This window comes from Franconibacter sp. IITDAS19 (assembly GCF_023079515.1).
GTDB lineage: Bacteria > Pseudomonadota > Gammaproteobacteria > Enterobacterales > Enterobacteriaceae > Franconibacter > Franconibacter pulveris.
Genome location: NZ_JALJCP010000010.1, coordinates 59,006 through 80,327 on the forward strand (window position 1 = coordinate 59,006; position 21,322 = coordinate 80,327).

The 21,322-nt window shown below is 57.7% G+C and carries 18 protein-coding genes, 1 tRNA gene and 3 pseudogenes; 6 read left to right on the forward strand and 16 right to left on the reverse strand.

Features of this window, described 5'->3' with window-relative positions:
* The first annotated feature begins 149 nt into the window (after nucleotides 1-149).
* Nucleotides 150-244 (forward strand) — tRNA-Sec (locus MT962_RS19925).
* A gap of 248 nt (nucleotides 245-492) precedes the next feature.
* Nucleotides 493-657 (forward strand): annotated as a pseudogene (locus tag MT962_RS19930) (hypothetical protein); the annotation flags it as partial.
* Between the two features lie 343 nt (nucleotides 658-1,000).
* Here the strand turns inward: MT962_RS19930 and MT962_RS19935 are convergent.
* Nucleotides 1,001-1,459, reverse strand: a complete 459-nt coding sequence (locus MT962_RS19935; protein WP_024556782.1) for a lysozyme inhibitor LprI family protein — start codon at nucleotides 1,457-1,459, stop codon at nucleotides 1,001-1,003.
* 103 nt (nucleotides 1,460-1,562) lie between these two features.
* Nucleotides 1,563-2,378, reverse strand: coding sequence for a peptidoglycan-binding protein (locus MT962_RS19940; protein WP_051373964.1), 816 nt, complete (start codon nucleotides 2,376-2,378; stop codon nucleotides 1,563-1,565).
* A gap of 561 nt (nucleotides 2,379-2,939) precedes the next feature.
* Here MT962_RS19940 and MT962_RS19945 point away from each other — a divergent pair.
* Nucleotides 2,940-3,416, forward strand: a pseudogene (locus MT962_RS19945) (DUF4225 domain-containing protein).
* A 158-nt stretch (nucleotides 3,417-3,574) separates the two neighbouring features.
* Here MT962_RS19945 and MT962_RS19950 read toward each other — a convergent pair.
* The 9 genes from MT962_RS19950 to MT962_RS19990 form a co-directional block, all read right to left on the reverse strand.
* Nucleotides 3,575-3,940, reverse strand: a complete 366-nt coding sequence (locus MT962_RS19950) for a hypothetical protein (RefSeq protein ID WP_152526306.1) — start codon at nucleotides 3,938-3,940, stop codon at nucleotides 3,575-3,577.
* Nucleotides 3,941-4,152: 212 nt separating this feature from the next.
* Entirely contained in the window at nucleotides 4,153-4,704 is a 552-nt protein-coding gene (locus MT962_RS19955) for an NTP transferase domain-containing protein (protein WP_247366297.1), read from the reverse strand.
* Nucleotides 4,704-5,663, reverse strand: coding sequence for an XdhC family protein (locus tag MT962_RS19960; RefSeq protein WP_325940223.1), 960 nt, complete (start codon nucleotides 5,661-5,663; stop codon nucleotides 4,704-4,706). The genes MT962_RS19955 and MT962_RS19960 overlap by 1 nt, the downstream gene beginning before the upstream one ends.
* A gap of 90 nt (nucleotides 5,664-5,753) precedes the next feature.
* Nucleotides 5,754-7,952, reverse strand: a complete 2,199-nt coding sequence (gene paoC, locus MT962_RS19965; RefSeq protein ID WP_247366298.1) for an aldehyde oxidoreductase molybdenum-binding subunit PaoC — start codon at nucleotides 7,950-7,952, stop codon at nucleotides 5,754-5,756.
* A 4-nt stretch (nucleotides 7,953-7,956) separates the two neighbouring features.
* Nucleotides 7,957-8,907, reverse strand: coding sequence for a xanthine dehydrogenase family protein subunit M (locus MT962_RS19970; protein ID WP_247366299.1), 951 nt, complete (start codon nucleotides 8,905-8,907; stop codon nucleotides 7,957-7,959).
* Complete coding sequence (paoA, locus tag MT962_RS19975; protein ID WP_024556790.1) at nucleotides 8,904-9,623, reverse strand: aldehyde dehydrogenase iron-sulfur subunit PaoA; 720 nt, start codon at nucleotides 9,621-9,623, stop codon at nucleotides 8,904-8,906. The genes MT962_RS19970 and paoA overlap by 4 nt, the downstream gene beginning before the upstream one ends.
* A 242-nt stretch (nucleotides 9,624-9,865) precedes the next feature.
* Complete coding sequence (locus tag MT962_RS19980; RefSeq protein WP_048887597.1) at nucleotides 9,866-10,765, reverse strand: EamA family transporter; 900 nt, start codon at nucleotides 10,763-10,765, stop codon at nucleotides 9,866-9,868.
* Between the two features lie 3 nt (nucleotides 10,766-10,768).
* The gene (locus tag MT962_RS19985; RefSeq protein ID WP_024556792.1) at nucleotides 10,769-11,512 is read right to left on the reverse strand and encodes a 2OG-Fe dioxygenase family protein; all 744 of its coding nucleotides are present in this window, start codon (nucleotides 11,510-11,512) and stop codon (nucleotides 10,769-10,771) included.
* Between the two features lie 8 nt (nucleotides 11,513-11,520).
* Nucleotides 11,521-12,744, reverse strand: coding sequence for an argininosuccinate synthase-related protein (locus MT962_RS19990; protein ID WP_024556793.1), 1,224 nt, complete (start codon nucleotides 12,742-12,744; stop codon nucleotides 11,521-11,523).
* Nucleotides 12,745-12,855: 111 nt separating this feature from the next.
* Between MT962_RS19990 and MT962_RS19995 the strand changes: the two genes are divergently transcribed.
* A complete protein-coding gene (locus MT962_RS19995) occupies nucleotides 12,856-13,839 on the forward strand; it encodes a LysR family transcriptional regulator (protein ID WP_024556794.1) in 984 nt (327 codons plus the stop codon).
* A gap of 5 nt (nucleotides 13,840-13,844) precedes the next feature.
* On the opposite strand, the pseudogene MT962_RS20000 reads toward MT962_RS19995, so the two are convergent.
* A pseudogene (locus MT962_RS20000) lies at nucleotides 13,845-13,964 on the reverse strand (LysR family transcriptional regulator); the annotation flags it as partial.
* A 358-nt stretch (nucleotides 13,965-14,322) separates the two neighbouring features.
* Between MT962_RS20000 and MT962_RS20005 the strand changes: the two are divergent.
* A complete protein-coding gene (locus MT962_RS20005; protein WP_024556795.1) occupies nucleotides 14,323-15,180 on the forward strand; it encodes a glucose 1-dehydrogenase in 858 nt (285 codons plus the stop codon).
* Nucleotides 15,181-15,281: 101 nt separating this feature from the next.
* A complete protein-coding gene (locus MT962_RS20010; RefSeq protein WP_247366300.1) occupies nucleotides 15,282-16,352 on the forward strand; it encodes a class I mannose-6-phosphate isomerase in 1,071 nt (356 codons plus the stop codon).
* A 20-nt stretch (nucleotides 16,353-16,372) separates the two neighbouring features.
* Here the strand turns inward: MT962_RS20010 and MT962_RS20015 are convergent, their stop codons facing one another.
* The 4 genes from MT962_RS20015 to tagH form a co-directional block, all read right to left on the reverse strand.
* Nucleotides 16,373-17,461, reverse strand: a complete 1,089-nt coding sequence (locus MT962_RS20015) for an AAA family ATPase (protein ID WP_048887595.1) — start codon at nucleotides 17,459-17,461, stop codon at nucleotides 16,373-16,375.
* 85 nt (nucleotides 17,462-17,546) lie between these two features.
* Nucleotides 17,547-18,908 carry a serine/threonine-protein kinase gene (locus MT962_RS20020; RefSeq protein WP_188724378.1) on the reverse strand — a complete coding sequence of 454 codons (1,362 nt, stop codon included), beginning with the start codon at nucleotides 18,906-18,908 and terminating at the stop codon, nucleotides 17,547-17,549.
* A 91-nt stretch (nucleotides 18,909-18,999) separates the two neighbouring features.
* On the reverse strand, nucleotides 19,000-19,971 hold the full coding sequence (locus MT962_RS20025; protein WP_024556799.1) for a hypothetical protein: 972 nt from the start codon (nucleotides 19,969-19,971) through the stop codon (nucleotides 19,000-19,002).
* 53 nt (nucleotides 19,972-20,024) lie between these two features.
* Nucleotides 20,025-21,272, reverse strand: coding sequence for a type VI secretion system-associated FHA domain protein TagH (gene tagH, locus MT962_RS20030; RefSeq protein WP_024556800.1), 1,248 nt, complete (start codon nucleotides 21,270-21,272; stop codon nucleotides 20,025-20,027).
* Nucleotides 21,273-21,322: the final 50 nt, after the last annotated feature.

Consider the following 21,322-nt stretch of genomic DNA (forward strand, 5'->3'; position numbering starts at 1 on the left):
AAATTTTTTGTGACGGGTAACGCGTGAAACCAGAGGTGACGCGGGGTAAGCGGCTGCAATGCGGGTGAGAAAAAAGAGCGAGGCGGGGTATTGGTAGAAGTCTGAAACGCGCCTATAATGCGCCCGCCTCCATGTAGCAATCGAGGCGCGGAAGATCGTCGTCTCCGGTGAGGCGGCTGGACTTCAAATCCAGTTGGGGCCGCCAGCGGTCCCGGGCAGGTTCGACTCCTGTGATCTTCCGCCAACGTTCCTCCGCCCTCATCCCAGACCATCTAAAAAAATCTTTATTTTCAATAGAGATATCAAATTACGTATCCGTAACAGTCCGACTCGTTTTCCCTGAATTTATGAAAAATAGGTATAGCGATGTGTATAGATTTTTTATACCTGTTTTGACTTAAACACATCCCGCTGACAGACCTACTAATCAAACGAGCGAAGCCTCAAAACGAGCCCTACACAATGAACAACGGGAAAGGCCTGTCATTACTCATTAACCTGACGATGTCCGGTAAGGGGCTGTCCGCCATGCTGAAAGAGTACGGGTTGAATTACGACAAACGGCGCACTAATCAGGGCATGCAGACAAACCTGACGCTGACAGAGGAAAACAACGGCGACTGGCTACCGAAATGCAATGAACCCGTAACGGGATAACCCAACCTGACCGGCAATCGCCGGTCTTTTTATTACTGGCACCCTGGCCATAGTGAACAGTAACCTATTCTCCTACTAACAGGAGGAAAACACATAACAAAAGCATCAATTGAGCATTTTCGAGATAAAAATTATTTTTAGCATAAAAGTGATCAACCCGCTCAGTGCTCAAAGCGGACGTTACAAACGTTACTTCCTGTTTTTAGATAGGGAGCATGTCCCCCAACCACTATTACGATAACATCATGTCGTAAATGAATTAATTAGCTGGCTTAAAATCGCTTAAACCAGCTGAACTATAAAATTTACTTAGCACACAGCAGTGATCAATTTATGAAGTCGTTTACTTTTCATCTGCACGAATCATTTTAATCTCTTCAACATGCCTTTTATTTAGGTTGATTTGGCACTGATAAATATAAGGCCAGTAATCGTAGGCATCTTCCCCGATTTGCGAACCAACGCCTAAACAGAGATTCTTACGATACTCCTTCCACGAATTTTGCGAGTTAAGGAAAAGGTTACTGAAGACGTCACCGATGGTCTGTTGAGGATCCTCACCTTTGTAAACGGGACCACTATTGTTCTCCTTAATTTGCCTGACTGTCTTGGCAATTAACTCGTCCATTTCTTTATTGCTTTTGTCACTAAGAACGTGTAAGCATTCAGAAGCTTTTCCTCGGTCAGCATTATTACGCCAACAATTATCAATTTCCGGGCCAGCTATAATGTCTAATTTCTCAGTACTGTAAGCTGACGGAATTAAGGTCATTAAAATAATGGTTATCAATGTTTTTTTCATTGTAAATACCTGATTCTTTGCCTTGCAGGTTCATAACGCATCAGGGCTGGATCTTCGCGAATGAAATTTATAAGCGCTGTTCTACCCGCTAATGCAGCTTCAACTAAGCTAGCTGGATATCTTGTGCCCTGATAAAAAATATCGACAAGAACATCTTTAATTTTCTGATCGAGCTTATCCCATGATGGTGCGTTCGGTTTTGTTGTTGCTGTTTTGACGTAAAAGTGTTTTGCGTAATTTTTTTCTCTAAATAAGAACGCTTAAATAATTCAATCTGTTGAGCATAGCTTATCTCCCCAAATAACTGCCATGTGGTTTCGACAAAAAGCTTTGCCTGCCTTCCGCTAAGGTATGCAGCATTTGACGCAATCACTGCGCGATATTCTTCTATACCAATACTTCGCAATGTTGAAAAAATCTCGCCGGCAGTCCGCATTTTCATGTCATAACCGCGCCCTAGTGTGACTCCAGATACATCACCAGGCCAATGCAGTATCCGGGAAAAAAAGCCCGTTCTTTTAGGCGCTCTCTTGGGAGCATAATCCGGAAAGACATAATCATTTCCTTCAGCATCAAAGGTAACCTGGCCTTCAGGCACACTTAGCTGTACCGCCCCGACAGTTTTACGCCAGGGCTGTAAAACAACATTATTTATCGCTTCCTGAAGCCAGATGTCTCCGGGATGGATCATACCGGTAGGCTTCATAGAGAGCATATTCTGAAACCAACGGATGCCGTCAATTGTATCTTTGTCACACTTGCCAGTAATCTTAACATCTCGCCCGGTTAGTTCTTGATAGCCGGACTCACTGAGCGTTTGCTGAAACCATAAAACCTCTTCAGGCTTGTTGTTGCCACACTCCCCCACAGTGGAGTCAATCCGCATAATATGTGGCCTGAATTTTTTTCGACTGCTCATGAACACTCCCTTATCCCTTAATGCGTCAAAAAATCTTTTTCTATTATGCAAGGTTAGAGACAAAATCGTCATCAGAAAAAATTGTAACAAAAAGCCATAACACCTTTACAACGTTCAAAATAAATGAATAAGAGATATCTTTTTTGCGGATTGCCTGCACCTCTGGAGTATTCACAACCTTGCATAGCCATCTGTGCTGAGTCGACACCATGTAACGAGAGCCCATCCATTAATACGCGATTACAGCGAGCTCTCTTGCGCGGTAAAAAGCGGCATGGAAGTTTCGATACCAGCGCTTACATTTATACTACTGTGCCGAACAACGTTATATGCATCAAACGGTAACAGGATCAAAACTGTCGAGTTGTCAGCCTGCAAAGTAGGTTGCGGACAAATGGAGTATTACAGAATTACATTATTGAATTACAACGAGTAGCAACTCTTGCTGCCTCTTTTATAATAAAAGATTCGATAATCCGTAATGAGTATTTAGGAGAAATTGATTCAAGCATTAGAGATTATCAATCACGTTTTGATGCAGAGATAAACCCGCAAAAAAAGATGGAGATCATTGAAGATCTTAAAGCAGAACTGAAACTCACGCAAAGAGAGTATCAGATGCTAAGAATGAAGGATCGAGTGTTCTATGTTGTTACAGATGTATTTGAAGAACATGGCGTTCTGAAATATGCAAAAGTTGCTGCTGGTGTAGTTGGTGGTGGAATTGAAGTCTGGGGTGGGTATTGACTGACCAAGCTCGGTAAATCACTCAACCTTAAAACAATGCGTGGCGTGGGTTTGATGCTAATAGCCCATGGCGCGAATAATGTCTACGAATCAGTTTCTCCACTAATATATGAACATAATAAAGCAGGTCCGATACGTGCAATCTACAGGGAAGCGGCAAAAATAGCTGGATTTGATGATGATGCGGGTGATTTGGCTTATAGTGGAGTAGAGTTTTCACTGACATTGTATGCAGTAATCAGAATGCCGGTACTTACCCAAAACCATAACAGACTAATAACTAAATATTAGGGTGATCAGCCGGGAACCGGGAAGTTATTCCGACATGCGAGTAACGATTTTATAACTAAATGGGCCAGTAGAAACGGTGCAATGAAACTATATTTCATAGGTAATACTGCATATAAGTTTAAAGCTGAGTTTATCGATGAAGACTATAAACTCGGCGATTAAAACCACATTTTTATAGCCAGTACCATGAGCTTGGTTTGACAAGCTATCGTGCGATCTGCTTCTCTGGCCGAAGAGCGCACGTCAAGTAAAGCAAAAAAAAGCATACAGGCAGGCATATAAAGGTAGGACCAGTCACTAAACATATAAGCAGCAAGGGTAGACAAGAGAATCGCAACGATGTAGTACCGTGTCATGATAATTGACTTTCTCGCCTCTTCTTTTATCAGCACTGGAAGTGTCAGTTCGGTGGTCAAGTTAGGATGATAAGTTGCTTTTAATTGTCTAAAATGGCGTTTAAAGCCTAAAAGCTCTCGTATACTAAACTCGGCATTTGCAACCTTTGCTTTGTAATCTGGCATCATCTTTTCCTGTAACTTATCGATACCTTGATACTTTACGATAAAAAAACCTCAAAAGGATCACAGACCTGCTTAAAGTGTTACAAACGTTGGCTATGCCTCAGCATGGCAGGAAAAGCAGGAGCAGTGCCCGAAGTTTAATGACCGAAACGTGCAGAAAGATGCAGGTAATATTAATAAGAAAGCGGTGGGGAAAATGCGCTGGCGTGGTTTTTTCATCTCCTGAATAACTGCTCTGCCCCCAAATCCCCCACCACATCCACATCGTTTACCACGCCGACATCTTCTAAGGTCAGTTCCAGCGCCTCTCGCTTCTCCCGCGCTGCGCGTACTATCGCTTTCGCTCCCACATCCCCGCCAAGACTCGCCAGCGCGTCAAAAAAGGTCCGCTGAAACCCTACCGGGTGGCCCTGCTTTTGCTGGTAGTGCGGCACAACCACCGGGTGCGCTTTCAGCGCCTGCGCCACGCGCAACAGCGAGGCGGGCTGAATAAAAGGAAGATCGCCTGGCAGGATTAACCACCCCGGCGAATCAGGCGTGGCGCGCACGCCCATAGCGATGGATTCGCCCATGCCGCGCGTGCCGCCTTCCGGCCTGACAAGATGCCACGGCAGGCCCGACGCTTTCACCGCGTCGAGCACATGTTGCAACACCGCTTTGCCGTGCAGCAACGCATCCAGTTTGTGGGTTGTGCCGCCGGAAGCGAGAAACCGTTCCCCCTTTCCGGCGGCCAGAATAATGATGGCCGGTTCACCCGCCGCAACCATTATCCTGCGTCCTCATTGCTTGCGTGAGTAAGGCGAGCCGCCGCCACATCCGCCAGAACGGAGAGCGCCAGCGAGTGCGCATCGCGCGCCTTCGGGAAGATGCCTATCGGCGCTTTTATTCGCGCTATTTCCTGCTCGCTCCAGCCAAGCCCGGCGAGCCGCTGCATGCGCACGTCGTGGGTCCGGCGGCTGCCCAGCGCGCCGATGTAAAACGGCCTGGCGGCCAGGGCTGCCTGCAATACTGGCAGCTCCCGGTTGAGATCGTGGTAGAGCAGGATAACCGCCGTGTCGGCATCCATCAGCGCGAAAGTGGTGCGCGGATCGAAGCCGTCACTGGTATGCACGTCATAACCCGCCGCCCGGGCGACATTAGCCGCCACCGCCGCCTCCACCGAGCGGCCATAGACGATAACCCGTGTGCAGGGGCGGTAGCTCACCGCAAAATCTGCGCCCCTCCAGCCCGTCTCCCGTTGCGAAAGCACGCTCTCCAGCGTCTGCGACTGAGGGTTATAGCGAAGCCCGGCAGGCTGGCGCTGCGCCATGGCGTTCAGCACCGCCAGCAGCGGTTGCACGGCGCGCAGTTTATGCATGCTGAGCGTAATGCCGCCGCCGCAGGGGAGCACGATATCGAAATAGGGCGAGCCTTCGCCATACTTCACCATGCGGTCTTCGCCGGACTGGATCACCTCCATCGCTTCGAAAGCGGCGGCGGCCTCCACGCAGCCGCCGGAAACAAAACCGCAGTAGAGGCCATCTTCGCGCACGGCCATGTGCGCCCCCAGCGGGCGCGACGAACCGCCGCGGATCTCAACCAGCGTCACCAGCGCCGCCGCCATGCCCGCGTTCAGCGCCTCCGCCGCAAAGCGCAAAATCTCTGCGCTGTCGTCGGTCAAAAAAGCGGGTTGCGGATTACGCGGCGCCGGGCTTGTTTGTTCGATAAGGGGGGATTGTTGCAGCACCTCTTCTCCATCCTTCAGTGAAGCGCGCCTTACGCGCGCTACGGTTTACCCTGAAGGCTGACGGCGCACGGCCGCCAGCCGCCGTTTTCCTTAAACCAGAGTCGGCAACCCGTTCAACAGCTTATCGACGGTGATGGGGTAATCCCGCACCCGCACGCCCGTGGCGTTGTAAATGGCGTTGGCGATAGCGGCGCTGACGCCGCACAGGCCCAGCTCGCCCACCCCTTTGGCTTTCATCGGAGAGGAGATCGGGTCGGTGTCTTCAATGAAGATAACCTCCTGCTCGGGGATATCGGCATGCACCGGCACTTCATAAGCCGCCATATCGTGGTTAACGAAGAACCCGAGCCGCGTATCCACCGCCAGCTCTTCCATCAATGCCCCGCCAAGCCCCATGGTCATGGCGCCAATCACCTGGCTGCGCGCAGTTTTCGGGTTGAGAATGCGGCCTGCGGCGCACACCGCCAGCATGCGGCGAACGCGTACCTCGCCTGTCGCCGCCTCCACCGCCACTTCAACGAAGTGCCCGGCGAAGGTGGACTGCTGGAACTGCTGATCAAGGTCGCCATACTCCATGGTGTCTTCCGCGGAGATCGTCCCGCCCGCCGCCGCCTCCGCCAGCGGCACGCTGCGGTCGGCTGCGCGAACCTGTCCGTCGGTAAACTCCACGGTACCGGCGTCCATGCCAAGCGTGTTCGCCACCGCTTCGCGCAGTTTTACGCAGGCGGCGTAAACGCCCGCCGTTGAGCTGTTGGCGCCCCACTGCCCGCCGGAACCGGAAGAGACCGGGAAATCAGAGTCGCCAAGGCGCACCACGACCTTCTCCAGCGGCACGCCCATCATCTCGGCGGCGGTCTGGGCAATGATGGTGTAGCTGCCGGTGCCGATGTCGGTCATGTCCGTCTCAACGGTCACCACGCCCTGTGAATCGAGAAGCACGCGCGCGCCGGACGGGGTGAGCAGGTTGTTGCGAAAGCCCGCCGCCATGCCATACCCCACCAGCCAGCGGCCGTCGCGCACCTGCGCGGGTTTAGGGTTGCGACGGTTCCAGCCGAAACGCTCCGCACCCGTACGTAAACACTCCACCAGTTGACGACGAGAAAAGAAGCGCTCCGGTTTCGCCGGGTCCACCTGGGTGTCGTTGCGAATACGAAACTCCACCGGGTCCATGCCCAGCCGTTCGGCCATCTCGTCGATGGCTATCTCCAGCACCATCATCCCTGGCGCTTCGCCGGGGGCGCGCATGGAGTTGCCTTCCGGCAGGCTAAGCTCGGCCAGACGCAGCCCGGTGTGACGGTTCGCCCCGGCGTAGAGCAGCTCGGTCTGGTTGGTCGCCGTCTCCGTCGGACCGCCCGGCAGGTTGCCGGACCAGCTTTCATGGGCAATGGCGGTAATGCGCCCGCTCTCTTCAGCGCCGATGCGCACGCGCTGAATCGTCGCCGGGCGATGGGTCGTGTTGTTAGGGATAAACGGCCTTGGCAGCATTACCTTAACGGGCCGTTTCGCCGCACGCGCGCCGAGCGCGGCCAGCAGGGCGTCGCTGCGCAAGAACAGCTTGCTGCCGAAACCGCCGCCGATATAGGGCGAGCGCACGCGAATGTTTTCTTCCGGGATGTTAAGCGTTTTCGCAAGGTCGCCCTTCCACCAGTTGATCATCTGGCTGGAAGTCCAGAGGGTGAGTTTGTCCCCTTCCCAGGCGGCCATTGAGGCGTGCGGCTCCATCGCCATATGGCTCTGGTCCGGCGTGGTGTAGGTGGCGTCGAGCTTTACCGCCGCCGTGTTAAACGCGCCGTCGAAATCCCCGACGACTTTATCCGGCGTATCGTCCGGCGGTTCCGTCACGCCAGGTTTTTGCCGGGCGAGATCGTACGCGCCCGGCTCGCGGCGGTAGCGCACGTCAATCAGCGCTGACGCCGCGCGCGCCTGCTCGAATGTCTCCGCCACCACCACGGCAATGGCCTGATGGTAATGCTCAATTTCAGGACCGCCCAAAAGCGTTGCAGCGTTCATCTCCCCTTTGCCGAGCGGCCCCGCGTTGTCGGCGGTGACCACCGCCAGCACGCCGGGCGCGTTTTTCGCCGCGCTAATATCCATTGAGGTGATACGGCCTTTGGCGATGGCGGACCCCACCACATGCCCGTAGGCGACGTTGGGCGCTTCTTTGTGCCATTCATAGGCGTAAGTCGCCGTGCCGGTGGTTTTCAGCGGGCCGTCGATACGGTCATGCGGGCGGCCCACCACTTTCATCTGGTCAATCGGGTTCTCTTGTGCCGGTTTATCAAATTTCATCCGCTTAGGCCCTCGCTTCCGTCAGCACCGAGGCGAGCGTGCGCTTCGCCAGTGTCAGCTTGAACTCGTTTTCCGGCGTCGGCTGCGCGTCGGCGAACAGCCGGTCATATACCGCCTGCGCACCGTGAACGAGCTGAGCGTCCGCCTCCTCCATTCGCCAGGGCTTATGGGCCACGCCGCCCAGCGCCACGCGGCCTGTGCCGTCGGGCTGCACTACGGCGGCGACTGAGACCAGCGCGAAGGCGTAAGAGGCGCGATCGCGCACTTTACGATAGATATGCGTGCCGCCGAGCGGCGGCGGCAGCGTGACGGCGGTAATAAACTCCCCCGGCGCCAGCGCCGTTTCCAGATGCGGCGTGTTGCCCGGCGCGCGGTAAAAGTCCGCTACCGGGATATGGCGCTCGCTGCCGTCCGGGTTCACGGTTTCCACTACGGCGTCGAGCAACCGCATGGCGACAGCCATATCGCTCGGATGGGTGGCGATGCAGGCTTCGCTTGCGCCCACCACCGCAAGCTGGCGGCTGTAGCCTCCCAGTGCGGCGCAGCCGCTGCCGGGCAGCCGCTTGTTGCAGGGCTGATTGGTATCATAAAAATAGGGGCAGCGGGTGCGCTGCAACAGGTTGCCGGCAGTGGTCGCGCGGTTTCGCAGCTGGCCCGAAGCGCCCGCCAGCAGCGCCCGTGAAAGCACGGCGTAGTCGCGGCGAACGCGTTCATCCGCCGCCAGATCGGTGTTGCGCACCAGCGCGCCTATCCGCAGGCCGCCTTCGGCGGTCGGCTCAATCTTATCCAGCGCCAGGCCGTTCACGTCTATCAGGTGGACGGGGGTTTCAATCTCAAGCTTCATCAGGTCCAGCAGGTTGGTGCCGCCCGCGATAAACTTTGCGCCCGGATGTTGCTTAGCGCTGGCCGCCGCGTCGGCAGGCGTGGCAGCGCGTTCGTATGTAAAAGCCTTCATGATTTCTCCCCTCCGGCAACCTCTTCAATCGCGGCAAGAATGTTGGAATAGGCGCCGCAGCGGCAGATATTGCCGCTCATACGTTCGCGTATTTCGTCCGCCGTCATCTGAGGAGGGGAAACCAGGTCGAGCGTGACATGGCTTGGGATGCCCGCTTCTATCTCTTTTAGCACCGCGACGGAAGAGCAAATCTGCCCCGGCGTGCAGTAGCCGCACTGGTAGCCGTCATGTTTCACAAACGCCGCCTGCATCGGGTGCAGGTTGTCCGGAGTGCCGAGTCCTTCGATGGTGGTGACTTCCGCATCCTGGTGCATCACGGCAAGCGTCAGGCAGGCGTTGATGCGCCGCCCGTCCACGATAACGGTGCAGGCGCCGCACTGGCCGTGGTCGCACCCTTTTTTGGTGCCGGTGAGTTGCAGGTTTTCGCGTAGCGCATCCAGCAGCGTAGTGCGCGTGTCCACCGCCAATTGCCGCACTTCACCGTTCACTTTCAGCCGCAGGGGCAGTATTTCCGGGGCGGGCGTTACCGGCGTTTCGCCTGCGAACGCGGCTGTCGCTTTCGCAGAAACTGCCGCCGTCGCCGCCGTCGCGGCGCCTGCTTTGATAAGCTCCCGCCGCGTCAGGCTAAAATCGCCCTCGCCGATCGCCTGCGCGTTGCTGTAAACGCCCGCATCCTGCGGATGTCCTTTGTTATCTTCATCGCCTTGGTTGCTCATGCCAGGCCTCCAGTATCTTTTAAAGTGAAAGGGATAAAAGGCACGCTCACCGCTGCTGTATCGCGCGGTTTTTTTTATAACGAACAGTTAATAATAGTCGGCGCTGGCGGCGGGAAGGTAATTAGTGCTATGAGGAAAAGGTATAAATGCGTAGAAACAGGCGTTTAAACCGCAACGGTTTAATGATGAAAAGAGAAAAAAAGAAGCTGAAGGGCGCCCGTTTGCGGCGCCCTGTTCATTCGTCAATTACCCACCGGAACCGCCCGGCTCTGACGCGGACGCGTGGCCCAGAGCGAGGCGCCGACAATCAGCAACCCGCCAATCCAGCACGCCGGGGTTAATTTCTCCCCTAACCAGAGCGCGGCGAACAACGCGCCGAACAGCGGCTCGGTGCCCATCAGCAATGAGGCATTGGTCGGCGTGGTGCGCTTCACCGCGTAATTCTGCGCGAAGAAGGCGAACAGCGTGCAGAACACCACCAGATAGAGTGTCGCGCCCCAGAAGCTGATATTTTGCGGCAGCGGCGGAATGCCGTGTTGCGTCGCCAGCAGCAGGATCAGCGACCCGGCTCCCACCACGCCCGTCTGCACCGCCGTCAGCGCCAGGGATGGCACGTTGCGATGCTGCATCAGTTTCTTCGTCAGGCACACCATTACCGCCCGCAGCAGCGCCGCGCCCAGGATAAGCACATCGCCCGTGTTCATCTCGATAGCGAGGTTCCCGGTCAGCAGCAGCGCTCCGCACAGCGATACCCCCGCCGCGATGAACGCGGTATTTTCCGGCCGTTTGCGAAAGACAAGCCATTCGACGAAAGGCGTCAACACCACGCAAAGGCTTATCAGAAACGCGGCGTTGCTGGCGGTGGTATGCGCCACACCGTACGTTTCACACAAAAAAATGGCCAGCAGCACCGCGCCCAGTACAAGCCCCGGCCCGGTCGCCTGCCGCCAGCAGTTTTTCAGCGTGGGCAGCAGGATAAAAAAGGTCAGCATAAAGCGAATGCACAAGAAGCCGACCACCGGGTAGAACAACACCGCCTGTTTGGCGATACCGTAGCTGGTTCCCCAGACCACGGCCACCGCCAGCAGCATCCAGTCGGCGTAGCGTAAGGTTGTATTTTGCACCTGACATTGAACGCTCATCGCTTATTCCCGCTCCCAGGCAATCACCAGCACATCGCGATATCCCTGCGAGCCTTTGCTGCACAGGATGGGGGTAACCTCATGCATGACGCGATGATCGTCGGCCACAATCACATCCAGCGGCTGGCTGAGCGTTTTGGTGCACAGCACGTTGCGGGCGTTGTCCGTCACGGTGGTAACGCCGCCCGACACGTTCACCCGGCGGATAAGCATCATGGCGATGTAATCCACGCCGTCGCGATGCAGCCCTTCCGGCGTCGGCTTGCCGGTCTCTTCGGCGTCCGTCAGGATGCGATAAGGGTGCAGACGAATGCGCCACCGGCAGGTTTCCCCCTCCGCCTGATTAAAGACGCGCCCCAGCCCGCGCAGGATAGAGATAAACAGCGGATGGTTGATAAATCCCTCTTCCAGCGGCGGATAAACGCGATCGACGCCGCCGTTTAAGGTGTTGATGTTTTTAGGCTGCGAGTAAGGCTCGTGCGCCAGCAGCTTGAGTTCGCCCTCCGGATCGCGCAGTTCAAACTGGCTGTAACGGCGGTAACGATAGGTGCCGTTATCCGCCATAAACTCATCACGCGCCAGCGAGTCCCAGTAGCGGGAAAACGAGGAGATATACTCTTCGCCCAGCTCCAGGTCGTCTTTCAGCTCTTCGCCTGCGATGAAAATCCAGCCGTCGTTTTTGATGGCCTGCGCCGCATGGTTAATCGAGCAGGTCGGCAGAGCGTAATATTGACTGATTGTTTCCATGGTTCACCTCAGGCAGTTAATGAGTAAGCAGGCGTCAAAGAGGGAGAGAGATCGGCGAGAGAACGGCTGCCGCGCACGCGGGCAATCTGTTTTTCCCAGCCGTCGCGATCGGTCAGGTAGAGCGGGTCGCGCGCTTTAATGGCGGCAAGATCTGCCACGCCGCTGCGCAGGTTGAAGAACACGGTGCCGCTCACCGCCTCGGCGCTGGTGCGGATAAACGCGGCGAGAGAGGCGGCCAGCATGCCGTACCAGCGGCCCTCTATCGCCTCGTTCACCCAGGTTTGCTCCAGCGCCAGCTTCTGGCGCAGCAGCGCGGCATCCAGCGTGGCGGTTTCAAGGTGGCGGAACGCCGCCATCAGCAGCATCGCCGCCGGAGCTTCGCGCACTTCCAGCACCTTCTCGCCGCCTTCCAGGTGCTCCAGCCCGCTAAAGCGGCCAATGCCGTGGCGGCCAACAACCGCGTTAAGGTGCTCGATAAGCGTCAGCAGCGGCAACGTTTGCCCGTTTACCGCCACCGGCGCGCCGCGCTCAAAGCAGACGGAGAGCAGTTCGTCCGGCTGAGCGCTGCGGCAGGAAGTCCACTTAAACAGCGCTTCCGGCATCATGAAATCTTCCGGGTTATCCAGCGCGCCGGATTCGTACTCGCGAACCCAGATATTGGCGTCGCCGCTGATGCCGCGCGCCTGAAAGCGCGGCAGCCCCGCCTGCGCCAGCGCCTGAATTTTCTCTTCGCGGCTGAAAGCCGAGTATTCGTAGGGGCTGCCGATAAAGCCGTTGAAGTTGAGCTGGCTCAGCGCGCCGTTAAGACGACGCAGGCTGTTTTGCGACTGGTTAGCAGTATGCAAAATGGCGTCGCAGCCGAGCGTTTGCGCCATCTCCACCGCCAGCCGGGCGATGAGCGGTCGGGAAAGCGATGAGCTGATGGGATAGATGCCCATGTACTGCGCGTTCGCACGGATAGCCGGGATAATGAACTCCCGCGCAAACTGCTCACGCGCATCGATAATTTTTAAGTCGACGTTAAAAAAGCCGGTGATGTGCCGCAGGTCGTCGGCGTCCACGCCATCGCCGAGATCGACGGTAAGCGCGGTGACTTTGCAACCAGTCTGCGATAGTTTGTAAAGCAGGTAGCTGCTGTCAACGCCACCGCTAAACAACGTCAGAATATGCTTTGACTGGCGGGCTACATAAGAGAGATCTTCAAGGCTACGTACTTGCTGATAACGCTTCATTATCGCTTTCCTTACAGGGTGAATGTCGGTTTTCTGTGACGTGCCACGGGGCGATTATGGGCTATCCCGCTTCGGTGAATAATCGGGGTAAACAAACAAGACTCTTGCGCTATGAGAACAAATCAATACATGGGGCTGCTGCCGTATATGGCGGTGTTTGTGAAAGTGGTGGAGACGGGCAGTTTTTCCGCTGCGGCGGAACAGCTCGGCACCACGGCATCGTCCATTAGCCGCCAGGTCGCCTGCCTCGAACAGGCGCTGTCGGTGAAGCTGCTGGAGCGAACCACGCGGCGGCTTAAGCTTTCTGCGGCCGGCACCGACGCTTACGCCCGCTGCTGCGAGATGGTGCAGTCGGCGAAACTGGTGCTGGAGCTGGCGGAGCGCATCAACGAAGCGCCGCAGGGAATGGTGAAAATCAGCGCGCCGCGCGCGTTCGGCATGCGGCTGATAGCGCCTCATATCGAGGAGTTCTTAAACCGCTACCCCGAAGTGGATGTGCAACTCAGGCTCACCGATCGTCCTGTAGACCTGATAGGCGATGACCTCGATTTGATGGTGCGCATTACCGATACCCCGCCTGAAGGGCTGGCGGCGCGCCCGCTTATCCGGGTCAGCCATATTATCTGCGCCACCGCCGCCTACCTTGAAAAGCGCGGTTATCCGCAACACCCGAACGACCTGGCGCTGCACAGTTGCCTCTATCTTGGAGAGATCCCCGGCGATAACTGCTGGAAGTTCCGCCATCTGCATACTCAGGAGCGGGTTAATGTGACGGTGCGCGGGCGCTATGTCACCAACCACAGCCGGGCGCGGCTCGAAGGGGTGCTCAGCAGTCTCGGCATTGGCTGCCTGCCGTGGTTTGTCGCCCGCGAAGCGCTTGAGGCGAAGCAGATTGTCGAGGTGCTGCCGCAGTGGGACTACACAACCTCTTACTACGGCATGTCCTGGATCCTTTATCACCCGAACCGTTTTCTGCCGCCGAAGTGCCGGGTGCTGATCGATTTTCTCGCCGAGAAAATTGCCGACAGTGACCTGAACCGCCGCGCCCGCGCCTACCCACCAGCGCAGGAAGGGGTGAAGCGGCTGAATGGATAGCGCCGTTAGCGTTGCTCTTTTCCCGGCGCGTTAATTTTCAGCGCTTTTCCCACCAGCGAAAAGGCGGCAGAGGGCTGTTTTCTGCGGGGATACTGCAGGTAATAGCCGGGAAAAGGCCTACACCACGTTGCCGGAGGGGTGCGCCCCGCCCTTTTCGCTGCCGTTCGGGCGTTTTAAAACTAATCTGAAGCGGCGGGCCAGACGCCGCACGCGCCCCCTCGCCAGCGCGCCTTAAATAGTTCAAAAGATCAGATGGTTAAACACCCTTTCCCGCCTCGCTTTTCATAACCTAAGCGAAACGGTTTAAGGCTTTTCAATAACCTGTGGTTTTGGCAAACCGATGCAGCGCCGCCGATTTATGAACTACGCTTAACATTCATTTTGACGAGTTCAGGCGCGCCTGGCTCGTTTATTCCTGTCGCGGCGCATTTGCGCTGCGTTGTTTCCACCAGCGGCTACGCTGTCAGAAAAGGAGATCGAACGATGTCGAACTATCCTACTCCCCCGTTTCCTGAACAACAGCAGAACTGGCCTGGCTCCACCAAAGATATGCAACCCCAGCCCGACCACGGTGAAACCAGTTATAAAGGCTCGGGCAAACTGACCGGTAAAGCGGCGATTATTACCGGCGGCGACTCCGGCATCGGCCGCGCGGTCGCTATCGCCTACGCCCGTGAAGGCGCAGATGTGCTTATCTCTTACCTTGATGAACATGAAGACGCCAAAGAGACGGCGCGTCTGGTTGAAGAGGCCGGGCGCAAAGCGGTGCTGGTGAGCGGCGATATCACCGAGCTGGCGCAGTGCCAGGCGGTGGTGGATAAAGCCGTGGAAGCCTTCGGTAAAATCGACATTGTGGTCAATAACGCCGCCTTCCAGCAGACGCGCAATTCTCTGGATGAGATAAGCGACGACGAGTTTGACCGCACCATTAAGACCAACCTCTACGGCACCTTCCGCATCTGCAAAGCCGCCGTACCGCATATGCCGAAAGGCGGGTCGCTTATTCATACCGCGTCGGTAAACGCCGATTCGCCGAAGCCGATGCTGGTGGCTTATTCCGCCACCAAAGCGGCTATCGTCAACCTCTCCGGCAGCCTCGCGGCGCTGCTGGCGGAAAAAGGCATCCGCTCTAACGCCGTTGCGCCGGGCCCTATCTGGACGCCGCTTATTCCGTCCACCATGCCCGCCGAGCAGGTGAAAAGCTTCGGCAGCCAGGTGCCGCTGGCGCGCGCCGGTCAGCCTGCCGAACTGGCGGCGCCGTACGTGATGCTGGCAAGCGACGAAGCGAGCTACATCTCCGGCGCCACTATCGCGGTGACCGGCGGTACCGCAGTTATCTGATGTTTTGCGCCATGGGGCTGTAGCCCTATGGCGCTTCCCCCTGCTCTTACCCCTTCCGTTTTATGCTCAGCACAAGAGCAGGCCCTGCTGTAAGGAGCTGAATGATGAAAGCTTACCCTTTACAGCTGACCCTGCCGATAGCCACGCACGTGTTCGGCGGTCAGCTTATCAAAACGCGCCTCGGCAAAGCCGGCCTGCCTGACGGGCGCGTTGCCGAAACCTGGGAAGTGAGCGATGTAGACGGCAAGATAGCGACGGTGAAAAACGGCGAGCTTGCCGGCATGAGCCTGCGCGAGCTGGCGCAGCGCTACCCGGAGGAGCTGGTCGGCCCCGGCTGGCGCGGCCCCCATTTCCCGCTGCTCACCAAGTTTATCGACGGTAGCGGCATGTTGCCGGTTCACCTGCATGCTAATGATGAAACCGCGCAGCGTCTGGAGCAGCAGCCCAACGGCAAAACCGAAGCCTGGCATATTTTATGGGCGGCGGAAGGCGCGACTTGCCTTGCCGGCGTCAAGCCCGGCGTCAGCCGCGCGCAGTTGCGAAGCGCCCTGCTGGCGGAAGAGTACGATGCGGTCATGCACCGCCTGCCGGTGAGAACGGGCGACACCTTTTATATTCCAGGCGGCATGTTGCACGCTTTCGGCCCGGATACGCTGATTTACGAGATAGAGCAGACCTCAGATATTCAGCAGCACGCGATGCCGTGGCGCATGGAGGACGGCAGCGAGATTTCTCGTGCGGAACAGGAAAAGAATATCGATGCGCTGCTGGATGAGCTGCGCCCTGAGGTGACGACTGCGCCGCAGCCGGGACTGGTGATTGAAGAGAGCCCGCATTTTTCACGGCGCGTCTGCTGCGCCGGGCCTTACTTCGCCCTTGAGCGCTGGCGCTTTTCCAGCGACAACGACTACACCTTCCGGGGCGCGCAAATCATCTCTAACCTTGGCGACCCGCTCACGCTTAAGGCGGCAGGCGAGTCGCTGACGCTGGGCCGGGCCGAAAGCTGCCTGCTTCCCGCCGCGCTTCGCAGAGTGACCTTTTGCGGCGCAGGCGAAATGCTGGTGGGCTACGTGCCGGATTTGGCGCGCGATATTATCGAACCGCTGCGGGCGCGGGGGTATAGCGAAAAAGAGACAGGCCGGCTGGGCGATGTGCAGGACACGCTGCGCTAAACCGCAGATTAAGCCGTGAATTAAGCGAGCCGCTCCACGCGTGTTTCTCCTTCACTCATGGCAAGCTGATAGCGCGCGCAGGCGGTATGCTGCTGCACCAGCCGCGCCAGTTCCGGCGAGTGGCTGGTGAGCCAGATTTGCGTCCAGCGGCTCGCCTCGGCTATCAGCTTCGCGAGCGCAGGCAGCATTTGCGGATGCAGGCTGTTTTCCGGTTCGTTCAGGGCGATAAAGGCGGGTGGGCGCGGGCTTAACAAGGCCACCGCCAGGCAGAGAAAACGCAGCGTACCGTCGGAAAACTCGGCAGGTTCGAGCGGGCGCGTTAGCCCTTCGCGCTGCATCAGCAGCTGGAAGCGCCCGCCGGGGTTATCGCAATAAAAACGGCTGCCCGGAAAAGCGGCGTTCAGAATCGCGTTCAGCAAATCCTCATCGCCAATCTCAACGATGGTTTGAAAGGCGGCCGCAAGGTTCGCGCCGTCGCTTGCCAGCACAGGCGCGCGAAAGCCGACCTGCGGCTCGCGCAGCGGCGAGTTTCCGGATACCGCGAACTCATGATAAAAGCGCCAGTTGCGCAGCATCTCCCGCACCTGGGACACCTCCGGGTAGAGATGCGGCTCGCCAAGCTGCCCGAACACCGATTCGTTCTCATAAATCGCGCCGCTGTGCGTTACTTTCTCATGATGGATATTGCTCAGAAAGACCGCCTGGTTCTGGCGCTTCATGAGCAGTGCTGAAGGACGGCGGCGCTGATTGCTGAGCCAGATTTTCTCTTCTTTGATGACCGGGTCGAGCTGAAACAGCGTCGGGTAGGGCAGCTTTTCCACAAACCCCACCTGCAACTCATAGTCGTAATCGTCCGTCTCTACGGCAAGGATCATCCGCCGTACGTCCTGCTGCCGGCTTCTGCCTGCCCACAGCGCGTTAAGGATGCCGCCTTCCCGCGATAACGCCTGGGAAAAAGCGCCCTGCGCTGCGCTGTGCATCAGCTGTATCGCTTTATAGATATTGGATTTGCCGCTGCCGTTGGGGCCAAAAACAATATTGAGCTGCTCAAGCTCCAGCGCAACACGGCGAAGCGAACGGTAGTTTTCGATATAAAGGCTTTTAATCATAACGTGGCGGCTGGGTGAGTGACGTTAACAGCTTAGCGGAAAAAGTGCGGAAAGACGCAGGGCGCCACGCCGGGCGCCCTCGGGTTTAGCTTTGCGGATTGATAAGCCAGGTGCCGGACTGCCCGATGGTGAGCCTCTGGCTGCGGATCTGGTCATGATTTTTCAACGTAAAGGCGTACTGGCCAGGCGGAAGCTGAAGCGCCGCGAAGCCGTTCGCCGCCGGCACCACCGCCTGCGGTTTGCCATTCAGCAACAGCTGTTCGCCTTCGCGAATGCGCACATACACCAGCGCCTGCTGTTCGCCGGTAGCGGCGGGCGGCTGCGCCGTCGCGGGCTGTTCTTGCGGACGGTCTGCGTCAGCCGTTTCCGGCTGAGCGTTCTGCGGCGCGCTACTGCTAAACAACAGCCCGCCGATGATAATCCCGGCGACCACGCCTGCGACCACCATTCCCGCCGTCTGGTAACGCCTCCAGCCCGTCACGGCCACCTTATGCTCTTCCAGTGGAATGAGCATAGTGCCCGGCTTATCGGCATTCAGCAGGTCGTCGTGCCCGCCGACGGGGAGATCCACCAGCGCGGCAAACTCATCCACCGACTGCGGACGCCCCTCTTTTTTCAGCGCCAGCGCCCGGTCTATCGCCTGCAACAGCGAAAGCGAATAGCCTTCCGGCTTGCGCTCCGCCAGCGGCTGGTAGTTGTCCTGAAGGGAGCGCACCACGCTCACCGGCGGCGGCGAGCCGACAATCAGCGTATGCAGCACCGCCCCCAGCGCGTAGATATCCGTCCACGGGCCAAGCGCGTTTTCATCATCGTTATACTGCTCGACCGGCGCGTAGCCCGGACGCAGCAGCGTTTCGGTTTCATCGGTGACGTTGCCGATGCTGCGGCGGGCGGCGCCTGGGTCCAGCAGCACCGGCAGACCGTTTTCCTGCAACAGAATATTGTCCGGCGAAATATCCAGATGTTGATAACCCGCTTTGTGCAGCGCCCGCAGCGCGCCAAACAGCATCGGCAGCAGGCGGCGGATAGCCGCTTCATCCAGTTTCTGCGGGTGCTGCTCGCGCAGGCGACCCAGCGTAACGCCTTCATAGAACAAAGAGACGATATAAGCGGTGTCGTTCTGCACCCAGAAACGCAGCACCTGCGCCAGCCCCGGATGATTAAAACGCGCCAGCAGGCGCGCCTCGTCGATAAAGCTGGTTAACCCGGCGCTGAAGGCTTTGCCAAAACGCTCGCCGCGAAGCCCGATGCTGAGGTCCGCTTTGCGCATGGCGAACGAGGCGGGCATAAACTCTTTTATGGCGACGGCGCGCTCAAGCTGGTGATCCCAGGCGCGATAAACGATGCCGAATCCGCCGCTGCCCAGCACCTCCTGAATCTCAAACTCATTAAACCGGTAACCGATCGGTAAGGCTTCAGATACTTTTTTGTTCGCGTTGTCCGTCATGTTGCAAGGTTCTCTTTAAGCAAGCCTGGCATCCGCCAGGCCCGGGTCACGCTCCGTGACAAAACGGCAGCGCGAAGCGTGATAATCGGCATTATTTAACGACCCGGTAAGCGCCTGCCGCCGGGTCGCGCAGCAGCGGCGAGAGCGAATCCACCAGCAGGATCTTCAGGCTCGCGCCGGGCTCCAGATAGCCGGACCAGACTTTGCGGATAGCCTCCAGCCGGGCGCGCAACCGCGCATCGTCGCTCGCCTGCGCGCGCGACATCTCTACCGCCACCGTGCCGTCCGCCAGCCAGCCGTTGAGCTCCGCAGAGTAAGGCAAAATCATCCAGCTTTGGTTGGCGCGCCCGTCGCTGACCACCATCCTTTCATTATTCACGGTGGTAATCAGCAGGCTGTCGGCGTCAGCCTGGGTATTCAGCCCGCTGACGGGGAAGCCATGCACGAAGGTCATGGTCATTTTCTTCTGCGTGTTGTGGCTCACCTGCACCACTTCGCTGCTGCCGTTCAGCCAGCCGCCTTTTTCGCATTTGCCGTCCGCCTTGGCCGGAATAAAGATAGCCGGCACGCTGGCGTTATCCTGCCAGAAGGTGCGCAGGTGGCAGCCATCCTGCAGCGTGAACTCCAGCCATGGCGTTCTGTCCGCCAGCGGCGAGAGATCTTCAGGACGGCCCGTCGGCGCCGCTTCGCCAGCCGTATCGGCTGCGGCGGCGGGCAGCACCACCGGCGTCCAGTCCGCCGTTTTACTGGCCGTACCCTGCGCCAGCAGGTCCCCTTCCGGCGAGGTAAACTGCCAGCGCACCACCGCGAGCTCCGCGCACTGGTTTTCCAGCAGCGCCCCAAGGCGCGGCATGAAGGTTTTCAGCAGCACGGGGCGCTTATCGCCATTCGCCACAATGCGCAGCGGCAGCTCCTTCGCGCACCAGCTTTGCGGCGTGTTGTCCGCCAGATCGTCTATCCAGACATCCAGCTTCTGCGAAGGAGATTGCACTATGCGGTAATTTTCCGCCTGCGCTGCTGCTGACAACGCCAGCAAGGCCAGACCGGGCAACCAAAATTTCATAAAAATCCTTGTAAGTCTGTAGCCATTACGAATGCTGAGCCGCCACGCGGCGCTCAGAGCGTTTCCGCTTCGCTCTGCGAATCTTTGTACTGGTTAACTTCCCGCTCGTAGGCCTGCAAAAAAGCCTCGCGGACCAGGGCATTCACTTCATTGCTGCCGCCCGCCGCGCTGCTGTGCTGGGCGACAAAGGCATCCCACAGCGCCGCCTTGCGGCTTACCGGCAACGCCAGGCGAAAGAGCGAGCCTTCGCGCATCGCCTCTTCCTCCAGCGCCTGCGGGTCGAAAGAAGCGAGCATCGCTTCGCTGGTGGCGTGCAGCCCGGAAATCATGCCAATCTGGTGCGCCTGAAGATCCACCAGCGCGTCATGTACGGCTTTGGTGGGCGGCATGAAACCCGGCATGGCGGTGGCAAACGCCTGCATTAATACCGATTTGCCGGATGGCAGCAACTTGAAAGGGTTATTGGCGTCATCCAGCATCATTGTCATGTCGGCTTTCACGTCGCGCTTAAGCATAGATCGCGAGGCGAGCAGCGCCACCGTTCCCTGCGCGAACATGCTGAGCATTTCCCCCAGCTGGCGCATTTTTTCGCTATCGAAACGGGGGACCGTATGAATGTCGTGAAGCCCTAATCCTTCCAGCAGCGCCGTCAGCAGTTCGCCTTCCAGCACCTCGCCCTGCGCGTTCTCCGTCGTTTTAGCGGTTTCACGCGGCTGCGGCTGAATGCGCAGGCGGGCTTTGATAGCGGGCGACTCGCTATTTTCCTGCGACGCGCGCGCGGACTCGCTTGCCTCAGGCGCCGCGGCCGCCACCTGCGGCAACTGCCGGGAGATATTGTCCGCAACCGCGTAATTTTTGATAAGGCTTTGCAATATCTCCGCAGGTACGGAGGTAGGCGCATTCTCAACGGCTACAGGCGCGGCGGGCTTTATCGGCGGCTCACCGCCCGCGCCCAGGCTTGCCAGTCGGCTTACCGGCTGGGTGTGCAAAATAAAATCGGCAATCTCAATGCTGTATTCCGCAATCGTCAGCCTGTCGCCATCCTGGAGCTCTGCCTGCTCGCCTTTTTCCAGCGGCTTGTTGTTGATAGCCATCGCCGCCGCGCCAAGGTTAGTGATGCGGCACTCGCCGTCCGGCGCGACATGAACCAGCGCCTGCAGGCGGGAAATCAGGCGGTCGTTATCCGGCAGCGCCAGATGGTTATCAGGCCCGCGGCCAATCGTGCCGCCCGGGGCGTTAAACTCGCAGCTGCCCTGCGGCGGCTTGTGGCCCGGTTTCACGGAAACGAGAGTGAATCGCATAACATTTTCCTGCCTGGTAATGTGCTGAGCAGAAACCCCTGCGGGTACTG

Bases quoted from the DNA above. Each gene is read 5' to 3' on its own strand.
- MT962_RS19995 (WP_024556794.1), top strand. From the start codon at position 12,856: ATGAGAACAAATCAATACATGGGGCTGCTGCCGTATATGGCGGTGTTT.
- MT962_RS19955 (WP_247366297.1), bottom strand. From the start codon at position 4,704: ATGGTTGCGGCGGGTGAACCGGCCATCATTATTCTGGCCGCCGGAAAG.
- MT962_RS19990 (WP_024556793.1), bottom strand. From the start codon at position 12,744: ATGAAGCGTTATCAGCAAGTACGTAGCCTTGAAGATCTCTCTTATGTA.
- MT962_RS19940 (WP_051373964.1), bottom strand. From the start codon at position 2,378: ATGAGCAGTCGAAAAAAATTCAGGCCACATATTATGCGGATTGACTCC.
- tagH (WP_024556800.1), bottom strand. From the start codon at position 21,272: ATGCGATTCACTCTCGTTTCCGTGAAACCGGGCCACAAGCCGCCGCAG.
- MT962_RS19970 (WP_247366299.1), bottom strand. From the start codon at position 8,907: ATGAAGGCTTTTACATACGAACGCGCTGCCACGCCTGCCGACGCGGCG.
- paoA (WP_024556790.1), bottom strand. From the start codon at position 9,623: ATGAGCAACCAAGGCGATGAAGATAACAAAGGACATCCGCAGGATGCG.
- MT962_RS20020 (WP_188724378.1), bottom strand. From the start codon at position 18,908: ATGACGGACAACGCGAACAAAAAAGTATCTGAAGCCTTACCGATCGGT.
- MT962_RS19985 (WP_024556792.1), bottom strand. From the start codon at position 11,512: ATGGAAACAATCAGTCAATATTACGCTCTGCCGACCTGCTCGATTAAC.
- MT962_RS20015 (WP_048887595.1), bottom strand. From the start codon at position 17,461: ATGATTAAAAGCCTTTATATCGAAAACTACCGTTCGCTTCGCCGTGTT.
- MT962_RS19935 (WP_024556782.1), bottom strand. From the start codon at position 1,459: ATGAAAAAAACATTGATAACCATTATTTTAATGACCTTAATTCCGTCA.
- MT962_RS19980 (WP_048887597.1), bottom strand. From the start codon at position 10,765: ATGAGCGTTCAATGTCAGGTGCAAAATACAACCTTACGCTACGCCGAC.
- MT962_RS20010 (WP_247366300.1), top strand. From the start codon at position 15,282: ATGATGAAAGCTTACCCTTTACAGCTGACCCTGCCGATAGCCACGCAC.
- MT962_RS19950 (WP_152526306.1), bottom strand. From the start codon at position 3,940: ATGATGCCAGATTACAAAGCAAAGGTTGCAAATGCCGAGTTTAGTATA.
- paoC (WP_247366298.1), bottom strand. From the start codon at position 7,952: ATGAAATTTGATAAACCGGCACAAGAGAACCCGATTGACCAGATGAAA.
- MT962_RS20005 (WP_024556795.1), top strand. From the start codon at position 14,323: ATGTCGAACTATCCTACTCCCCCGTTTCCTGAACAACAGCAGAACTGG.
- MT962_RS20025 (WP_024556799.1), bottom strand. From the start codon at position 19,971: ATGAAATTTTGGTTGCCCGGTCTGGCCTTGCTGGCGTTGTCAGCAGCA.